Origin of the sequence: Rhizobium sp. R86522, from assembly GCF_042466255.1 — a bacterium.
Taxonomy (GTDB): domain Bacteria; phylum Pseudomonadota; class Alphaproteobacteria; order Rhizobiales; family Rhizobiaceae; genus Allorhizobium.
This window is the reverse complement of record NZ_JAXHBX010000001.1, coordinates 4,064,200-4,081,874: the sequence shown is the minus strand read 5'-3', so window position 1 is coordinate 4,081,874 and position 17,675 is coordinate 4,064,200. Positions and strand designations below refer to the sequence as shown.

At 62.8% G+C, this 17,675-nt stretch carries 19 protein-coding genes; 15 read left to right on the top strand and 4 right to left on the bottom strand.

Annotation, left to right across the window (positions count from 1 at the left end; all coding sequences use genetic code 11):
• Positions 1–82 precede the first annotated feature (82 nt).
• Both SJY08_RS19745 and SJY08_RS19740 read left to right on the top strand, forming a co-directional pair.
• Positions 83–721 (top strand): GNAT family N-acetyltransferase, encoded by a 639-nt coding sequence (locus SJY08_RS19745; RefSeq protein WP_054150253.1) that lies wholly within the window; start codon positions 83–85, stop codon positions 719–721.
• Entirely contained in the window at positions 718–1,305 is a 588-nt protein-coding gene (locus SJY08_RS19740; protein ID WP_377277745.1) for a GNAT family N-acetyltransferase, read from the top strand. Before SJY08_RS19745 ends, SJY08_RS19740 begins: the two co-directional genes overlap by 4 nt.
• Positions 1,306–1,338: 33 nt before the next feature.
• Here SJY08_RS19740 and SJY08_RS19735 read toward each other — a convergent pair whose 3' ends face one another.
• Positions 1,339–2,202 (bottom strand): endonuclease/exonuclease/phosphatase family protein, encoded by an 864-nt coding sequence (locus SJY08_RS19735; RefSeq protein ID WP_377277743.1) that lies wholly within the window; start codon positions 2,200–2,202, stop codon positions 1,339–1,341.
• An 87-nt stretch (positions 2,203–2,289) separates the two neighbouring features.
• Here SJY08_RS19735 and obgE point away from each other — a divergent pair, with 87 nt between their 5' ends.
• The 10 genes from obgE to SJY08_RS19685 all read left to right on the top strand — a co-directional run bounded on the left by obgE (position 2,290) and on the right by SJY08_RS19685 (position 12,263).
• A complete protein-coding gene (gene obgE / locus SJY08_RS19730; protein WP_377277741.1) occupies positions 2,290–3,378 on the top strand; it encodes a GTPase ObgE in 1,089 nt (362 codons plus the stop codon).
• Entirely contained in the window at positions 3,378–4,553 is a 1,176-nt protein-coding gene (proB, locus tag SJY08_RS19725) for a glutamate 5-kinase (protein ID WP_054150249.1), read from the top strand. Before obgE ends, proB begins: the two co-directional genes overlap by 1 nt.
• Entirely contained in the window at positions 4,546–5,829 is a 1,284-nt protein-coding gene (locus tag SJY08_RS19720) for a glutamate-5-semialdehyde dehydrogenase (protein WP_069042804.1), read from the top strand. Before proB ends, SJY08_RS19720 begins: the two co-directional genes overlap by 8 nt.
• A gap of 37 nt (positions 5,830–5,866) precedes the next feature.
• Positions 5,867–6,463, top strand: coding sequence for a nicotinate-nucleotide adenylyltransferase (locus SJY08_RS19715; RefSeq protein ID WP_054150429.1), 597 nt, complete (start codon positions 5,867–5,869; stop codon positions 6,461–6,463).
• A gap of 179 nt (positions 6,464–6,642) precedes the next feature.
• Entirely contained in the window at positions 6,643–7,002 is a 360-nt protein-coding gene (gene rsfS, locus SJY08_RS19710) for a ribosome silencing factor (protein ID WP_236759261.1), read from the top strand.
• Between the two features lie 104 nt (positions 7,003–7,106).
• The gene (gene rlmH / locus SJY08_RS19705; protein WP_006724334.1) at positions 7,107–7,589 is read left to right on the top strand and encodes a 23S rRNA (pseudouridine(1915)-N(3))-methyltransferase RlmH; all 483 of its coding nucleotides are present in this window, start codon (positions 7,107–7,109) and stop codon (positions 7,587–7,589) included.
• A 71-nt stretch (positions 7,590–7,660) separates the two neighbouring features.
• On the top strand, positions 7,661–9,148 hold the full coding sequence (locus SJY08_RS19700; protein WP_377277737.1) for a murein hydrolase activator EnvC family protein: 1,488 nt from the start codon (positions 7,661–7,663) through the stop codon (positions 9,146–9,148).
• Positions 9,138–10,457, top strand: coding sequence for a S41 family peptidase (locus SJY08_RS19695; protein WP_054150246.1), 1,320 nt, complete (start codon positions 9,138–9,140; stop codon positions 10,455–10,457). Before SJY08_RS19700 ends, SJY08_RS19695 begins: the two co-directional genes overlap by 11 nt.
• Before the next feature lie 83 nt (positions 10,458–10,540).
• Positions 10,541–11,722, top strand: a complete 1,182-nt coding sequence (locus tag SJY08_RS19690) for a divergent polysaccharide deacetylase family protein (protein WP_300888682.1) — start codon at positions 10,541–10,543, stop codon at positions 11,720–11,722.
• 7 nt (positions 11,723–11,729) lie between these two features.
• Positions 11,730–12,263 (top strand): RNA pyrophosphohydrolase, encoded by a 534-nt coding sequence (locus tag SJY08_RS19685; protein WP_377277734.1) that lies wholly within the window; start codon positions 11,730–11,732, stop codon positions 12,261–12,263.
• Positions 12,264–12,281: 18 nt separating this feature from the next.
• Here SJY08_RS19685 and SJY08_RS19680 read toward each other — a convergent pair whose 3' ends face one another.
• The gene (locus SJY08_RS19680; protein ID WP_069042800.1) at positions 12,282–12,680 is read right to left on the bottom strand and encodes a rhodanese-like domain-containing protein; all 399 of its coding nucleotides are present in this window, start codon (positions 12,678–12,680) and stop codon (positions 12,282–12,284) included.
• Between the two features lie 69 nt (positions 12,681–12,749).
• Here SJY08_RS19680 and ftrA point away from each other — a divergent pair, with 69 nt between their 5' ends.
• Positions 12,750–13,772, top strand: a complete 1,023-nt coding sequence (gene ftrA / locus SJY08_RS19675; RefSeq protein ID WP_377277732.1) for a transcriptional regulator FtrA — start codon at positions 12,750–12,752, stop codon at positions 13,770–13,772.
• Positions 13,773–13,800: 28 nt separating this feature from the next.
• Here ftrA and SJY08_RS19670 read toward each other — a convergent pair whose 3' ends face one another.
• Positions 13,801–14,550 (bottom strand): SDR family oxidoreductase, encoded by a 750-nt coding sequence (locus SJY08_RS19670; RefSeq protein ID WP_377277730.1) that lies wholly within the window; start codon positions 14,548–14,550, stop codon positions 13,801–13,803.
• A gap of 115 nt (positions 14,551–14,665) precedes the next feature.
• Positions 14,666–15,109 carry a metallopeptidase family protein gene (locus SJY08_RS19665; protein ID WP_054150240.1) on the bottom strand — a complete coding sequence of 148 codons (444 nt, stop codon included), beginning with the start codon at positions 15,107–15,109 and terminating at the stop codon, positions 14,666–14,668.
• 159 nt (positions 15,110–15,268) lie between these two features.
• On the opposite strand from SJY08_RS19665, the gene SJY08_RS19660 reads away from it, so the two are divergent.
• Both SJY08_RS19660 and SJY08_RS19655 read left to right on the top strand, forming a co-directional pair.
• Positions 15,269–16,198 (top strand): hypothetical protein, encoded by a 930-nt coding sequence (locus tag SJY08_RS19660; RefSeq protein WP_246727440.1) that lies wholly within the window; start codon positions 15,269–15,271, stop codon positions 16,196–16,198.
• A complete protein-coding gene (locus SJY08_RS19655; RefSeq protein ID WP_377278687.1) occupies positions 16,098–17,666 on the top strand; it encodes a Y-family DNA polymerase in 1,569 nt (522 codons plus the stop codon). Before SJY08_RS19660 ends, SJY08_RS19655 begins: the two co-directional genes overlap by 101 nt.
• The last annotated feature ends 9 nt before the right edge of the window (positions 17,667–17,675 follow it).

Here is a 17,675-nt window from a genome sequence, read left to right as displayed (position 1 = left end):
GACCGAACCAGGTTCAGTCTAGAAAAAGGGGAGATGGGGCGCCATCTCCCCTTTTTTCTTGTCCAACGAAGGAGACTGAACCATGCAAAGTCTGATGTTGAGGGATGACCAATCACGGTCACCCGAAGAGCAGCCAAGGCCCGATCGGCCGAGGAGCGATTGCCCTGTCTTATTGTCGCAAAGGCTCGTCCTGCGCGCACCCCACATCGAAGACATCGACGCCCTTGCCCATCTCGCCAACAACGCCGCCATCGCCACCATGGTGGCGCGCATGCCGCATCCCTACACGGCAAAAGACGCGGCCGACTTCGTGCGACGCACGAATATCGGCGAGATCGGCAAGTGCGTCTATGCCATCACCAAAGCGGACAACGGCGAGTTCCTCGGTTGCTGCGCGCTGGAGCCCAATCCGGCCGACGATACCATCCTGGAAATGGGTTACTGGCTGGGGGAACCCTACTGGAACAAGGGTTACGCCACGGAAGCGGCCCATGCACTGATCGACATGGCCTTCCGCACCCGTGAATGGGTGAGCCGCATCGATGCGCGCTGCCGGGTGACGAACATTGCCTCGCGCCGCGTCATCCAGAAGTGCGGCTTCCAGTTCCAGGGAACAGGCATGGTCGGCAACCTCGCCATGGGCGGAACAGTCCCGGTCGAATGGTACCGGCTTGACCGCAAGACCTGGCTGTCCTTGAAGAGCTGGGGGGAAATGCGATGAGCGCGCTTGTTGCAGAAAGACCGGTGCTCGAAACGTCCATGCCCGGACCCTGCCCGGTCATCGAAACGGATCGCCTGGTGCTTCGTCCGCATCGCATGCAGGACGCGGAAGCGATTGCGAATTCGCTGAGTGATTTCGCGGTCGCCCGCATGCTGACGCGCGTGCCGGTTCCCTACGATCGCGAGGACGGACGCGACTGGTTGAACATGGTGACGTCAGGCCTGAAGCCAGACTGGCACTTCGCGATCACGCTCGATGGCGTCCATGTGGGCGTGGTCTCCCTGGAGCTCCGCCATGGCCTTTGGCACATCGGCTACTGGTTGAATCGCTTCTACTGGGGACGCGGCCTGATGTCCGAGGCCGTCGAGGCAGCCCTTGAACGCTTCTTCCGGCGCATGGGCGGTGCCGAAATCTTCGGCGGCGCCTTTGCCGACAACCCGGCATCGCTCCGATTGCTGGAAGCCCGCGGCTTCCGCACGGTCGGCGTGAGTGACGTGTTCTCCAAGGCGCGCAACGCCATGGCGCCGCTGGTCGAATTCCGTCTCGCCCAGCAAGACTTCGCCGCCCGCAAGAGACTTGCATAGCCATCAATGCTCCGGGCGCCAGTCGCCCGGAGTTCAACCTTCCGCCAGTTCGACCCAGACCGGGAAATGGTCAGATCCGACGGCGGACCGATCCACATGGCAGCCCCTCAGCCGATCGACGAGCCCGCCGCTGACGAAGCAGTAATCGAGATGCATGCGCCGCGATCCGTCCTCGCTGATCCAGCTATAGCCATCCGCAGGCCGCGATTTGAGCTGAGCTTCGACATCGACAGGATAGCCCGCTCTCGGCGCACGTCCATAATAGGCGTCGTTTCGCCCGACCATGGCGATGTATTCAGGGCTTTCCGGCTCCATGTTGAAGTCACCCATGACAAGAAAATCCTCCGGCAACGGCGGATCAGTGACGGCGAATTCGATGGCACCCGTAAGCGCCCCGCCCTCGGACAGGTAGTCACAGACACGTTCCTTGAGATAGGCGATCTGCGCCAGCCGCTCGTCCGGGGAAACATGATCCAAATGGACGGAATAGACCCGCAGCGCCCTATCAGGTGCCTCGATGACGGCCTCCAGCGCGCCCCGCTGCAGGTTGAGCTTGTCGAAGGTCCGGTTGCGCGGCAGGAGCAGGTTGCGGCTGGCCCGGATCGGAAAGCGCGACAGCACCATGTTGCCGAACTGGAAACGCCGCTCACGGAGGCGACCGTCGGTTATCGCGTGATCGACCAGTACGTCGCAAGCCGGACCGAAGGATGTAAAGTAGTCTGGAAACAATGCGGAAAAGGTCTCTACCAGATCGGCGTAACCGTTCCGGCTATAGCCACGGGTCACCTCCTGCAGCGCAATCACGTCCGCATCGCGGATGCTGTCGGCGATCCGATCAGGGTCAAAACGCCCGTCCTGGCCGAAACCATACTGGATGTTGTAGCTGACGAACTTCACGATACTCTTTGACCTCCGCGCCAAGCGGCTATATCGATGGCCGCAACTCTCCGCGCAGAACCTGACAGAAGAATTGACGGCAGCAAGATGAAATTTCTCGACGAGGCTAAGGTATATATTCGCTCGGGCGACGGCGGCGGCGGTGCTGTCTCATTTCGGCGCGAAAAGTTCATCGAATTCGGCGGACCTGACGGCGGCGACGGCGGCCGGGGCGGTGACGTCTGGGTCGAAGCCGTCAACGGCCTGAACACCCTCATCGACTTTCGCTTCCAGCAGCATTTCAAGGCGAAGACCGGCACCCACGGCATGGGCCGCAACCGCACGGGCGCAAACGGCGAAGACGTGACACTCAAGGTGCCTGTCGGCACCCAGATCTTCGAGGAAGACAACGAAACCCTGATCGTCGACATGACGGTCGAGGGCCAGCGTTTCCGCATCGCCAAGGGCGGCAATGGCGGCTTCGGCAACGCCCATTTCAAGACCGCGACCAACCAGGCACCGGACTGGGCCAATCCGGGCCTCGAAGGTGAAGAAAAGACCGTCTGGCTGCGGCTGAAGCTGATCGCCGATGCCGGTCTCGTCGGGCTGCCCAATGCCGGCAAATCGACTTTCCTGGCATCCGTCACGCGTGCCCGGCCGAAGATCGCCAATTACCCATTCACGACCTTGCACCCGAACCTGGGTGTGGCCACCGTCGACGAACGCGAATTCATCCTCGCCGATATTCCGGGCCTGATCGAAGGCGCCCATGAAGGTGTCGGCATCGGCGACCGTTTCCTCGGCCATGTCGAGCGCACCCGTGTCCTCCTGCATCTCGTTTCCGCCCAGGAAGAAGAGGTCGGCAAGGCTTATAAGACGGTGCGCTACGAGCTTGATGCCTATGGCGGAGGCCTGGATGACAAGCCGGAAATCGTTGCCCTCTCGCAGATCGACGTCCTCGACGAAGCGGAACTGAAGAAGAAAGCGGCGGAACTGAAGAAGGCCTGCGGCCAGACACCGCTCCTGCTCTCCGCCATAACCGGCAAGGGCATGACAGATGCGCTGCGTGCCCTGCGCGATATCATCGTCGCTGCCCAGAGTAACCAGCCCCTGCCCGAAAAGCGCGAGAAGAACCGCCGCAAGCGGGATGACGACGGAAATCTGGAAACCGGTTTCGACGGAGAAGGCGACGATTGATGTCCACCCGGCTCCGCTCGCTCTCCCGCGTCAAGCGGGTCGTCATCAAGATCGGATCCGCCCTTCTGGTCGATCGCGGCTCCGGAATCCGCAAGCAATGGCTCGATGCAATCTGTGACGATATCGCAGCTCTGAAAGCCCGTGGGACCGACGTTCTCGTCGTCTCCTCGGGCGCGATTGCGCTCGGCCGCACCGTGCTCGACATGCCCTCCGGTGCCCTCAAGCTTGAGGAGAGCCAGGCCTGTGCTGCCGTCGGCCAGATCGCGCTTGCCCGCCACTGGTCGGAAAGCCTGTCTCGCCACCAGATCGTCGCTGGACAGATCCTGCTGACGCTCGGCGACACCGAGGAACGCCGGCGTTACCTGAACGCCCGCGCCACCCTCAGCCAGCTCTTGAAGATTGGCGCCATCCCGATCATCAACGAGAACGACACGGTCGCCACCACCGAAATTCGCTACGGCGATAACGACCGCCTGGCAGCCCGAGTGGCAACCATGGCCGGCGCCGACCTGCTTGTGCTGCTCTCCGATATCGACGGCCTCTATACCGCCCCGCCGCACCTCGATCCTGAGGCGCAGTTTCTCGATACGATCGAGGAAATCACGCCCGCAATCGAAGCCATGGCCGGGGGCGCAGCCTCCGAGCTCTCCCGTGGAGGCATGCGCACCAAGATCGATGCCGGCAAGATCGCAACCAGCGCTGGCTGCGCCATGATCATCGCTTCCGGCAAGACGATGAACCCGCTGTCATCGATCGAGAATGGAGCCCGCCATTCCTGGTTTGCGGCATCCAAGTCGCCCGTTACGGCACGCAAGACCTGGATCGCAGGTCAGCTCCAGCCGGCGGGCACGCTCCAGGTCGACAACGGCGCCGAAGGCGCGCTTCGCTCGGGCAAGAGCCTGCTCCCGGCCGGTGTCCGCTCCGTCTCCGGCGCCTTCCATCGCGGCGATACGGTTTCGATCGTCACGATCGAGGGTCGCGAGATCGCCCGCGGTCTGGCGGGTTACGACGCCGATGAGGCGCGCCGCATCTGCGGCCGCAAATCCAACGAGATCGAGAATATCCTTGGTTATGCCGGTCGCGCTGCGATGATCCATCGCGACGACCTCGTCATGACCGAACTCGGCCAGCGCGAAGCCGCAGCCGGTGACCGGAAGGATGCCGCCCATGCATGATACCGTGTCGAACCAGAACTCCGTCGAAGGCCTGATGCTCGACATCGGCCGCCGCGCCCGCGCGGCAGCAAGACCACTGGCGATCGCATCGACCGAAGCGAAGAACCGGGCACTTCTCGCCATGGCCGACGCCTTGATGACCGCCGAGTCCGACATCCTCGCGGCCAATACGATCGACCTCAAGAATGCGGCAGAATCGGGCCTTGCCGCATCCTTCATCGACCGGCTCACCTTGAATTCTGATCGTATCGCCGCGATCGCCCGGTCGATGCGCGAGATCGCCGAACTGCGCGACCCCGTCGGCACTGTCATCACCGAATGGGACCGTCCGAACGGCCTGCATATCGAGCGCGTGCGCACGCCGCTCGGCGTCATCGGCGTGATCTACGAAAGCCGCCCCAACGTGACGGCCGATGCCGGCGCACTTTGCCTGAAGGCCGGCAATGCCGTGATCCTGCGCGGCGGCTCGGATTCGGCCAATTCATCGCGCGCTATCCATGCCTGCCTGGTGAAGGGCCTTCTCTCCGCCGACCTGCCGGCTGACGCCATCCAGCTTGTGCCGACCACGGATCGTGCCGCCGTCGGCGCTCTGCTTTCCGGCCTCGAGGGATCGATCGACGTGATTGTGCCGCGCGGCGGCAAAAGCCTCGTCGCGCGGGTTCAGCAGGAAGCACGCGTCCCGGTCTTTGCCCATCTCGAAGGTCTCTGCCACGTCTATGTCGACGGCTCCGCCGATCTGGAGATGGCGAAGAAGATCGTCGTCAACGCCAAGATGCGCCGCACCGGCATCTGCGGTTCGGCTGAAACCCTGCTGATCGACAGCGCCGCAATCGGTACCCATCTGCAGCCCCTGATCGAGGCGCTGACCGAAGCGGGCTGCGAAGTCCGCGCTTCCGCGACAGTGCTCCGGGTCATGCCAGGCCTCAAGCCGGCAACGGAGGAGGACTGGCGCACGGAATATCTCGACGCGATCATTTCCGTTGCCATTGTCGACGGCATTGGTGGTGCGATCGATCATATCGCTCGCTATTCGTCGAACCACACCGAAGCCGTGATTGCCGAAGACCCCGCCGTCGTCGAACGCTTCTTCAACGAGATCGATTCCGCCATCCTGCTGCACAACGCATCAACCCAGTTCGCTGATGGCGGCGAATTCGGCATGGGCGCCGAGATCGGCATCGCGACCGGAAAGATGCATGCGCGCGGGCCCGTGGGCGTCGAGCAGCTGACATCCTTCAAGTACCGCGTCCGCGGCACCGGCCAGGTCCGTCCCTGACGTGGCGGAAACGGCGCTCGCCCATCGCCATCTCGTGATGCCGCATGTCGAGCGCGGCATGGTGATCGGCCTCTTCGGCGGTTCCTTCAACCCGCCGCATCCGGGACACCTGCTGGTCGCAGAGATCGCTTTGCGTCGCCTTGGTCTTGACCAGCTCTGGTGGCTTGTGACACCGGGCAACCCGTTGAAGAGCCGAACGGAGCTGATGCCTCTCGCAGAGCGCCTGAAGGCGTGCGAGCAGTTGGCCACGGATCCGCGCATCAAGGTCACCGCCTTCGAGAAATCGCTCGGCACGAGTTACACCGCACGCACGCTCGAGTTCATCCGCACTCGCAATCCACATGCCCATTTCATCTGGATCATGGGGGCCGACAATCTCGCCGGTTTCCATCGCTGGCAGCGCTGGCAGAAGATCGCCACCACCTTCCCGATCGCCGTGATCGACCGACCCGGCTCGACGCTCGCCTATCTCTCCTCGAAGATGGCCCGCACCTTCGACTATGCGCGTGTCGATGAGGAGGATGCTGGCGTGCTGTGGCAGAAGCGGGCGCCGGCCTGGACCTTCATTCATGGGCCACGTTCGACGCTGAGCTCGTCGGCGATCCGAGCGGCCGCCGGCACCGTGCGACAATGACGACGCAAAGCCCCCGCATCTGCGACCATGCCTTGAAAGTTTAATGGATCGATGCCACCTTTTGTCTGCGATCGAAGTTATGAGAATCGCAGACGTGCTGTTCTGTTTTGCCAAGGAAAGGACGAACTCTGACAACAGTACACACCAAGGGACGCGCCTCCCGCGCTATCCCGAAGAGCATGGAACGTGGCGCCGATGCTGCAGCCCGTGCGCTTGAGCTGGTCCTCGCAAGCCTCGAGGACTCGAAAGCAGAAGACATCGTCTCTATCGACATTGCCGGAAAATCGGCGCTGGGCGACTACATGGTGGTCGTATCCGGACGCTCGAACCGTCATGTCTCGGCGATCAGCGAACACCTCATTTCCGACCTGAAGGACGAAGGCCTGGGTTCCGCCCGCGTCGAAGGCCTTGAGAATGGAGATTGGGTCCTGATCGACACGGGAGACATCATCGTGCATGTGTTCCGACCCGAAATTCGTGAGGTCTACAACCTGGAAAGGATGTGGGCCACGCCGGATATCGAGGATCGCCTGCACTGAAAACGGCCGGCCGTCTTCAAGGACGGTCCCGAAGCCGGATTGACACGGCGGGTCACTTCCTGCCGATAGAGATGGTTTTGTGACCTGAAACTGGGACTGCCCGCATGAAAATTGGCATCTATGCCGTGGGCCGGCTGAAAGCCGGTCCGGAGAAGGAACTCGCGTCCCGCTATCTGGACCGCTTCGCCAAGGCCGGACCGCAATGCGGCCTGGAATTCACGCGCTCCGTGGAGCTGAATGAAAGCCGCGCCGGCAATGCCGACACGAGAAAGCGCGAGGAAGCCCAGGAGCTTTCCCGCCAGATCCCTGACGGCGCGCTGATCGTCGTCCTCGACGAGCGCGGCAAGGCCTTTGACAGCGCCGAATTTGCGAAATTCGTCGGCGACGCTGCCGACAACGGCCAGCGCGACATGGCCTTCGTCATCGGCGGTGCCGATGGTATCGATCCCGACCTCAGAGATCGTGCCCGCCTCGTCCTCAATCTTGGCAAACTGACCTGGCCACATCAGCTGGTCCGCATCCTGATTGCCGAGCAGCTTTACCGGGCCGTGACCATCCTGACGGGACATCCCTATCACCGCGTTTGAGGCGCCGATCACGATCGGCGCGGCATACCTTTGCCTTGTTCGCAAATCAGCGTATTTTCCCGCCGAACCGGATGAAGCCTTTGCCCACTGCAGCCAATGACAATGCACGTCTGATCGACGGCAGCCGCCGCAAGGTTGGCTTGGCGGCGGCCTTTGTTCTGGCGGCACTCCTGGCGTCGGCATCCCCGCTTTCGACCCATGCGCAACAGAACACGCCTGCGGATACTGATACCACCACTGGCGCGCTGCCCCAGGCGCCGGCAGCAACGGGTGACCGTATCATACCGGATCCGGCGCCTGATCCAGCCCTCGAACTGCGTTCCAAACGCGATCAGGTGAGCTCGGAGTTGCAGGAAATCGCCGCCAGCATGAAGCTGTCGGAAGAAAAGGCGACCGAACTTGAGAACAGCATCGCAGAGCTGGAAAAGACCTCGGAGAGCCTGAAGACGGCGCTGATCGAATCGGCCAAACGCCGCAAGGACATCGAAAATCAGATCAACCAGGGCGAGAAGCGGCTCGCCGATATCGGCCTTCGTGAGGATGAGATCCGTGGCTCCTTCCGGGAGCGTCGGGCGACGCTGGCGGAGGTCCTGGCCGCTCTCCAGCGGATGGGCCGCAATCCGCCGCCGGCCCTGCTGGTCAGTCCCGAGGACGCACTCGGCTCCGTCCGCACAGCGATCCTTCTGGGTGCGGTCGTCCCCGGCATTCGCCACGAGACGGACAAGCTGGCCGCCGATCTCGAAGAGTTGATCGCGCTCAGGAATGCGGGGAAGCAGGAGATGGACAGCCTCGTCGCGGCCATCGCCAACCGCCAGGAAGAAGAGCGGCGGATGGATCTTCTCGTTGTCGAGAACGATCGGCTCGCCCGCACGAATTCGCTGCAGCTGCAGGCAGAACGCAAGCAATCGGAGGCACTTGCCGAACGTGCCTCGACGATGGAGGCCCTGATCCGGTCACTCGAAAGCGAGATCACTTCGGTGCGCCAGGCGGCAGAACTTGCACGCGCCGAAGAGGCAAGGCGTAGCCAGATGAGCGAGGAGCAGAGAGCCCGCGCGCTGGAGCTCGCTCAGTCTGGACTGCCCGATAAAAACCGCATTGCGCCAGCATATCCGTTCTCTGAGCTGAAGCAGAAACTGGACTTGCCGGTTGCCGGCGAAACCCTGCGACAGTTCGGCGATCCGGACGGGACAGGCCACCAGGCGCAGGGCATCGTCATTGCCTCACAGCCCGGGTCGCTGGTGACCGCACCGGCCGATGCATGGGTAGTGTTTGCTGGAAATTTCCGAAGCTACGGCCAGATGATCATTCTGAATACGGGCGACGGCTATCATATGGTGCTGTCTGGCATGGACCGGATCAGCACGAGCCAAGGCAAGTTCGTCCTCTCTGGGGAGCCTCTGGCGACCATGGGTGAGAAAAGAGTAGCAAGCGCGACAGTATTGGCGCTGGAAACCGATCGGCCGACGCTTTACATTGAACTTCGGAAAGACGGTAAACCGGTTGATTCCCGTCCCTGGTGGGTCGGAGGCGATTCTGGAAAGGCACAGAATGATACGTAGGGTCTCTCTTCTCCTCGTCGGCGCATTGATGGGCGCAACCGCGATGAGCGTCATTTATTCGGCGGGTGTTCCGGCGCAGGCTGCGGGCAATTCCACCTATCGTGAACTGTCGATCTTCGGCGATGTCTTTGAGCGCATTCGCGCCCAATACGTGACACCGCCGGACGAGAACAAGCTGGTTGAAAGTGCCATCAACGGCATGCTGACCTCGCTGGATCCGCACTCCGTCTACATGAACGCCAAGGATGCGGCCGACATGCAGACCCAGACGCGCGGTGAATTCGGCGGCATCGGCATCGAAGTCACGATGGAGGAAGAACTCGTCAAGGTCATCACGCCGATCGACGACACGCCCGGCTCCAAGGCCGGCATTCTCGCTGGCGACTTCATCTCCGAAATCAACGGCGAAAGCGTGCGCGGCCTCAAGCTCGAGGAAGCTGTCGAAAAGATGCGTGGGGCGGTCAACACCCCGATCAAGCTGACCATCCTGCGCGAGGGTGCCGACAAGCCGTTGGACATCACCGTGACCCGCGAGATCATTGCGATCCGCGCCGTCAAGTCGCGCGTCGAGGGCGATGTCGGTTATCTGCGCGTCATCTCGTTTACCGAGAAGACCTATGACGATCTGGAAGCGGCGATCGAGAAGATCAAGAAGGAAGTCCCGGAAGACAAGTTGAAGGGCTATGTCCTTGACCTGCGTCTCAATCCAGGCGGCCTGCTCGATCAGGCAATCTACGTCTCCGACGCCTTCCTGGAGCGTGGCGAGGTGGTTTCGACCCGTTCGCGCGATCCGCAGGATACCCGCCGCTTCAACGCCACCGCAGGCGATCTGACCGACGGCAAGCCGGTGGTTGTACTGATCAATGGCGGTTCGGCATCGGCATCGGAAATCGTGGCCGGCGCGCTGCAGGATCTGAAGCGTGCGACCGTGCTCGGCACCCGCTCCTTCGGCAAGGGTTCCGTGCAGACCATCATCCCGATGGGCGACAAGGGTGCACTGCGCCTGACAACGGCACTCTATTACACACCCTCCGGCAGTTCGATCCAGGGAACCGGCATCGAGCCCGACATCAAGGTCGAGCAGCCGCTTCCGGAAGAGCTCCAGGGCAAGGTGCGGACCGAAGGCGAATCCTCTCTTCCAGGCCACATCAAGGGCCAGAACGAGAACGAGGAAGGCTCCGGCTCGGTTGCCTACGTGCCGCCGGAAGCCAAGGACGACGTCCAGCTCAACCATGCACTCGATCTGCTGCGTGGCGTGAAGACCGATCCGGCCTTCCCCGCCGATCCGCAGAAGGCCGCTCTGCAGTAAGCATCTGATCTGACCGCCCCCGTATCACAGATGCGCGGGCGGTCTTTCTGTATCCGGACTGCCGACATCACTGGAAGTATCGCATGGATCTTCATGCACCGCTCGGACAGGAGCGCAAGGACAAGAAGCCAGGCAAAGGCAGTTCTGCTTTGTCCAGTCTTGCGGCTGTTCTTGCCGTTGTCTCCCTTGCAGGCTTTTCCGCATGGACGGCCCTGTCCCCGGCAAACCTGCGCATGGTCCCGCCGATCAATCTCGCCCCTGCACCACCGGAAACGGCCGAGGCTCCAGACACCCCGGCAAGCAGTGAACCGCAGAATGAGGCAGCCGGCATCGTCAGGAGCGGTCCGAACGACGGAGCCCTGCTCCGCCGCACCACCACCGCAGACGGCAATGTCGTCACGACCTTCAGCCCGACGGGTCGACAGGGGCCGGTAATCATCGGCACCGCGTCGACCCAGGATCCGCGACTGGCCGGCCAGCCCAATGAAGACCTGATCGAACTCACCGATGCGGGCGAACTTCCTGTCGTGTCTGCCTCCGGCCTCCGACCCGTCGATTTCTATGCGAGGCCGTGGTCCGGCGCACGCGGCACACGGATCGCGATCGTCATTGGCGGCATCGGCCTCAGCCAGACCGGCAGCCAGAAGGCGATCCGCGAACTGCCCGAGGACATCACCCTCGCTTTCGCCGCAACGGGCAACAGCCTGCAGCGCTGGATGCAGGAGGCGCGCCGCAAGGGACACGAGATCGTTCTTCAGGTGCCGATGGAGCCCTTCGATTATCCGGCCAACGATCCGGGGCGCGGCGCGTTGCTGGCCGAGAAAACGGCAGCGACCAATATCGCCAACCTGCACCAGGCCATGGCGCAGATCACCAACTACACCGGCATCATGAACTATATGGGCGCCCGCTTCCTCGCCGACGACAAGGCCATGGACCCTGTCATGCGCGATATCGGCAAGCGCGGGCTGATGTTCCTCGACGACGGCTCCACCGCGCGCTCGCTGTCGGGTGATTTCGCCAAGGCGATCGGCTTCCCGCATGCCTATGCGGACGTGATGATCGACGCGCAGGTGGATCGCCAGGCGATCCTGGCGAAGCTCGACGAACTGGAGCGTATTGCGCGGCGCAACGGCCAGGCGATCGGCGTCGGTGCGGCTTTTGACGAGACCATTGCAGCGGTCGCCGAATGGCGTAATGAAGCAGTCGCCCGCGGCATCGAATTCGTCGGCGTTTCGGTGCTCGCCAACGACAACAGCCCCTGAGGATATCATGACCGAGCCCCAATCGACCAAGCCCCAGGTGAAGGCTGAAGATCTGCCCTATCGCCCCTGTGTCGGGATCATGGTGTTGAACCGCGAGGGTCTCGTCTGGGCGGGACGCCGCCTTTCCGAAGGCAATTCGGAATATGACGGTTCGCCCCAGCTCTGGCAGATGCCGCAGGGTGGGATCGATCCGGGCGAAGATCCGCTACCGGCCGCCATGCGCGAGCTTTATGAGGAGACCGGCATGAAATCCGTCTCCCTGCTCGCCGAAGCCGGCCGTTGGATCAATTACGACCTGCCGGCGCATCTGATCGGGATTGGCCTGCGCGGCAAGTTCCGCGGCCAGACCCAGCGCTGGTTCGCGTTCCGCTTCGAAGGCGACGAAAGCGAAATCGCCATCAACCCTCCGCCGGGTGGCCATGAGGCAGAATTCGACGCCTGGGACTGGAAACCGATGCAGCACCTGCCTGGTCTCATCGTGCCCTTCAAGCGCCGGGTTTACGAAGAGGTCGTCGCCGAGTTCGCCCATCTGGCAGGATGAGCGAACCGGTAGCCAGGATCAGGCCCCGCTTTCGATCTCGAAACCTTCATCCGCCCAGCCGGTCATGCCGCCGATCATCACCTTGACCCGGCACCCGAGCCTCGCCAACCGCAGTGCGGCGCGATCGGTTCCGTTGCAATGCGGTCCAGCGCAATAGACGACGAACAGCGTATCTTCGGGCCATTCCGCCATCTTCCGCTCGGTCATCTTGCCATGCGGCAGGTTGATCGCGCCGGGCACATGCCCCCTTTCGTAAAGCTTCGGTCCGCGCACGTCGAGAAGCACGAAGTCCGCCTCGCCGCGGCTCATCACCTCATGCACATCCCAGCAGTCGGTCTCGAAGGCGAGCCGCGCCTGATAATGCTGAGCGACAAGGGCCGGATCGGCGGCGGGAATTTCACTGACGAGGCTTGGCATGGCAGGCTCCTGTTCGGTCTTTGATTACAAGACCTTGCCTTTTCCCGGGAATTCGGAAAACTGGCGTGAATGACAACATGCGTAAAGATCACGCCAATGACATCGACATCGCCTTTCACATCCTCGCCGCTTAAAGGACCACGCGTCGTAACGCTCGCCTATGACGGCCTTTGCACCTTCGAATTCGGGGTTGCCGTTGAGGTCTTCGGCCTTGCACGACCGGAAATGGGAGAGGGCTGGTATCGTCACGCAACGGCGGCGATCGAGCACGGCCCTCTGCGCGCTGCCGGCGGCCTGACGGTCAGCGCTTCAGGTGGACTGAAACTCCTCAAGGAAGCAGATCTGATCGTCGTGGCAGGCTGGCGCGGGATCGATGAGCCTGTTCCGGCCTCCTTGATCGAGGCGCTGCGGGCAGCCCATGCCCGGGGTGCGCGTCTGATGTCGCTGTGCTCCGGTGTGGCAGTGCTGGCCGCGACCGGGCTGCTTGACGGCCGGAAAGCCACGACCCACTGGCGCTATGCCGACACAATTTTGCAAAGGCATCCCGAGATCCATCTCGATCCCGACGTGCTCTATGTCGACGAGGGTCAGATCCTGACGGCTGCAGGCAGTGCCGCCGGCATCGATCTGTGCCTGCATGTCGTCCGCCGCGATTTCGGCGCGGATGCCGCCAACAGCGTTGCCCGCCGCCTTGTGGTCCCGCCGCATCGGGAAGGCGGACAGGCGCAATTTATCGAGAGGCCGGTACCGCAGGAACGCGAAGGACAGCGGATGGGGCCGCTGATCGACTGGATCGAGGCCAATCTGCAGCGCGAGGTGACACTGGCCGAAATGGCAGCACGGGCCGGGATGAGCAGCCGGACCTTCCAGCGCCGCTTCCGCGACCTGACAGGTCACAGCCCCGGCGAATTCCTGCTAACCCGCCGGCTGCGCCACGCCTGTGACTTACTGGAGCGCAGGGCAAGCCTGTCACTCGACGACATCGCGGTCGCATCGGGCTTCGGCACACCGGCGACCCTACGCCATCATTTCCGCACCCGACTGCAAACCAGCCCCGCCGCCTACCGGGCCCGCTTCGGGCAAAGCGCGTGAGGCATAGCACAGTCGGGGCACTGACCGCTTATTTGACGGCGGCATTGCCGCCATCGGCGTAAAGGGCAGACCCCGCAACGAAACTGCCCATGGGACCAGCAAGGAAAAGAGCTGCAGCTGCGATTTCCTCCGGCCGTGCGATCCGCTTCAGCGCATGCAGCGAAGCAGCCCAATCCTTTTGAGCCTGATCGCCAGCCATGGCCGTATCCGTTCCACCAGGCAGCAAGGCGTTGGCTCGGATGCCTTCGGCGGCATAATCGGCCGTAATCCCTTTGACGAGCCCCATCAGCCCCGCCTTGGCCGCACCATAGGCAGACATTCCAGGCAGACCGACGCTTGTGCCAACGAAGCTGGAGACAAACACCAACGCACCCCCTCCACGCGCCTGCATGGCTGGGATCTGGGCGCGGGCCGCGAGGAAGGCCGAGGTCAGATTGCCCGTGAGCACATCATGCCAGTCATTGGGCTCGAGAGAAGCGAGAGGCGCAATCCGTCCAACGGTACCGGCATTGTTGATGGCGATATCGAGCCGGCCAAAACGCTGCAGGGCCGTATCCACGAGCCGTGCATGCGTTTCTGGAAGAGCGACGTCACCGACCACGGCAACAACCGTCCCGCCAGCCTGCCGGATCTCGGCGGCGGCGCTTTCGAGCGCATCGGCACCCCGTGCATTGAGGACGAGAGCAGCCCCATGTTCAGCGAAAAGACGTGCTGTCGCCAGCCCGATACCCGATGAGGCGCCGGTGATGATCGCGACTTGGCCGTGAAGTGTTTGCATGATGAGTACCTCCTTGAATGGAGGTCGGTCATAGGCAATCGGAATGTGCCCGGCCCACCCGTTTCTTGCCGGGCCGTCCAGGCGCTCATTCCGTCACAAAAGCAAAAACCTGGCTTTACCGCTCAGCAGCGGCGGCCTCTTCGGCGCTTTCCTCGATCCGCTCCATGTCGTCATCGGAAAGGCCGAAATGATGGCCGATCTCATGGATCAGCACATGGGTGATGATATCGCCCAGCGTTTCCTCGTTTTCGGCCCAGTAGTCGAGGATGGGGCGGCGATAGAGGATGATGCGGTTCGGCATCATGCCGGTTTCCATCGAAAAACGCTCGGAAATCCCGCGTCCTTCGAAAAGGCCGAGCAGGTCGAAGGGCGTCTCGAGCGCCATATCCTCGAACACTTCATCGGTCGGAAAATCGGCGATCTCGATAATGAGATCGCGGCTCAGGTCGCGGAACTCCTGCGGCAGGTGCCCATAAGCCTCGATCGCCAGCGACTCGAATGTGCTGATCGTCGGGGCGTGTCGTTCGCGCCAATCCTCGCTCTGGTCTATGCGGGCCATGAATACTCCTTACTGCCCGGAGATATAGGATGTTTGCGACGGTATTTCGAGAGTGAATTCAACCAAGGAATAAATTCTCATCTGAATCCGGTTGACTCTTTTATGAAGCTCTGGAATCCATAGGAACAAATAGAGAACAATTCATCAGGAGACATCGTCATGGGCGAGAGCCCTCAGGCGCGCGAGACGCTTTTTGCCTTGCGAGAGGCGATTGCCCGGATCGAGGGAAAGCCCGACCATGCCGCGCGTCTGACGGTCCAGACTACGGGCCCGGAAACGAAACAGAGGGCTGTGAATGAAAGGCTCGAACACCAGGATCTCTTCGGCAGCATTGTGGGTGACAGCCTCGCCCTGGGAACGTTGATCGAAGTGAGGGGACAGAGGCTGCAACAGGCGGGAACCGTGACCGGTTTCGGAGTGGCGCTTGCTCTGATGGCGGCGGAGAAAAACCAGAGGCAGAGGCAGCGCCTCCTCTTCATCGCCGATCCCCAGGTCGTCCGGGAAGCGGGTCTCGCCTATGGCCCTGGCCTCCTCGATTTCGGCCTGTCGTCGACCGCCTTGGTGCATGCCCTGCCTCGCAGGGTCGAGGACGCGCTCTGGCTGGCCGAGGCAGCCCTTGCCTCCCGGGCCTTTTCCACCGTGCTCCTGGAAGTACAGGGCAATCCGAAGAAATTCGGCCTCACCGAGAGCCGGCGCTTGAGCCTCAAGGCGCGCGCCACCGGTGGCAGGCTATTGATCCTCCGCCAGGCGGGCGAAGAAGAGGCGTCAAGCGCCCTTCTTCGCCTGTTTGTCGAACCCGCGCCGGCGGCGGCGCGATCTCTCGCCGACGGGTCCCTGCTGGGCGGCAGCATCGGGTCACCAGTCTTTCGCATCATCCCTGAGAAATCCCGCATTCCGGGCTCGCCCGAACTCATTCTGGAGTGGAATTCCGATGACCGCCGCCTTCAACTTTTCGAACAGTCAGAACCCGCAAGCCTCGGATCGCCGCATTCTGTCGCTCTTTTTCCCAAGGCTCCCGACCGACCGCATCGCCCGGCGGCGCTGGGGTCTCTCGTGGCGTTTGCACCCCGGCTCGACCGCGCATCCTGATCGGGCACCACTGGCCTGCGCCGGCCGTTCCGCCAATGCCATGCGGATCACCGCACTGGATGAGATGGCGGAAGCCTTTGGGCTGCGGATCGGGCAAGGACTAGCCGAAGCCCGCGCCATCTGTGCGGACCTCGACGTGATCGAAGCGGATCCGGCCGCAGACCGCGCTCTTCTTGATGCCATCGCCGACTGGTGTGACCGCTACACGCCGCTGGTGGCGCTCGACGGCGATGACGGACTGATGCTGGATATCACCGGCTGCGCCCATCTCTTCGGCGGCGAGGAAAGGCTGATCGAGGACGTTGATCGCCGCATGACCGCCTTCGGCCTTGCGGTCAAGATCGCGGTCGGCCCGACCCCTGGCCTCGCCCGTGCCTGCAGCCGTTTTGACGGCCCCAGGCGCGTCGCACCATGCGAGGCTGCAGCCGCACTCGCTCCCCTGCCGATCGCGGCTCTCCGGCTCGAACCGCAGATCGTCATGAATCTCGCCCGGGTCGGCTTGAAGACAACAGGGGATCTTCTCGCCGCCCCGCGCGCACCGATCACCCGCCGCTTCGGTGCGGGTCCGATTCTGCGTCTCGATCAGGCGCTCGGACGCGAGGGAGAGCCCATTTCGCCGCGACGCCATCTGCCGCTTTTGTCGGCCGAAAGGCGTCTCGCAGAACCGATCATGACCGAAGATCAGGTCCTCGATCTCGCGGGCCGCCTGGCTGCGGGCTTGAAAACCTCGCTTGAAGCCCGTGGCGAAGGGGGCCGGCTGTTCGAACTTCTGGTCTTCCGGGTCGATGGCAAGGTCTTTCGGATCGAGGTCGGGGCCTCCGCCCCCTTGCGTGATCCGGGCCGCATCCGGGCCCTGTTCGAGGAACGCCTTTCCGTCATCCATGACGAACTCGATGCCGGTTTCGGCTTCGAGCTCGTGCGCCTCAATGTCCTCCTGAGCGAGGCCTTTGAAGTCCGCCAGTCCGCTCTTGCCGATGAGGAGGACGGCAGCGAAGATCTGACACGCTTCCTCGATCAGGTGGCCGCCCGCCTGGGAGAACGGGCGCTTCGCCTGCCCGTGCCGCTGGCCAGCCACTGGCCGGAGAGAGCATCGGTACATGCCCCGGCCGCCGATGCGCTCAAGGCGGCTGATCTTTCTTTGCCTCGATCCCAGGCGGCGGCGAGATCGGCGCGTGCCCTGCGTCCCTTGCGCCTCCTCCATCGACCTGAAGAGGTCGAGGTCATGTCCGTGGTCCCGGATGGTCCACCGGCCAGCTTTCGCTGGCGCCGTGTGCAACGGCGCATCCTCAGGGCCGAAGGCCCGGAGCGCCTGGCGCCGGAATGGTGGTCCGATGGCGAGGATGCTCCGCCACGCGATTATTTCCGCATCGAGGATACCGACGGCCAGCGCTTCTGGCTGTATCGCGAGGGTCTTTATGAGCGGCGGACCGTAACGCCGAGCTGGTTCCTTCAGGGCTTCTTCGCGTGAGGCAGAACC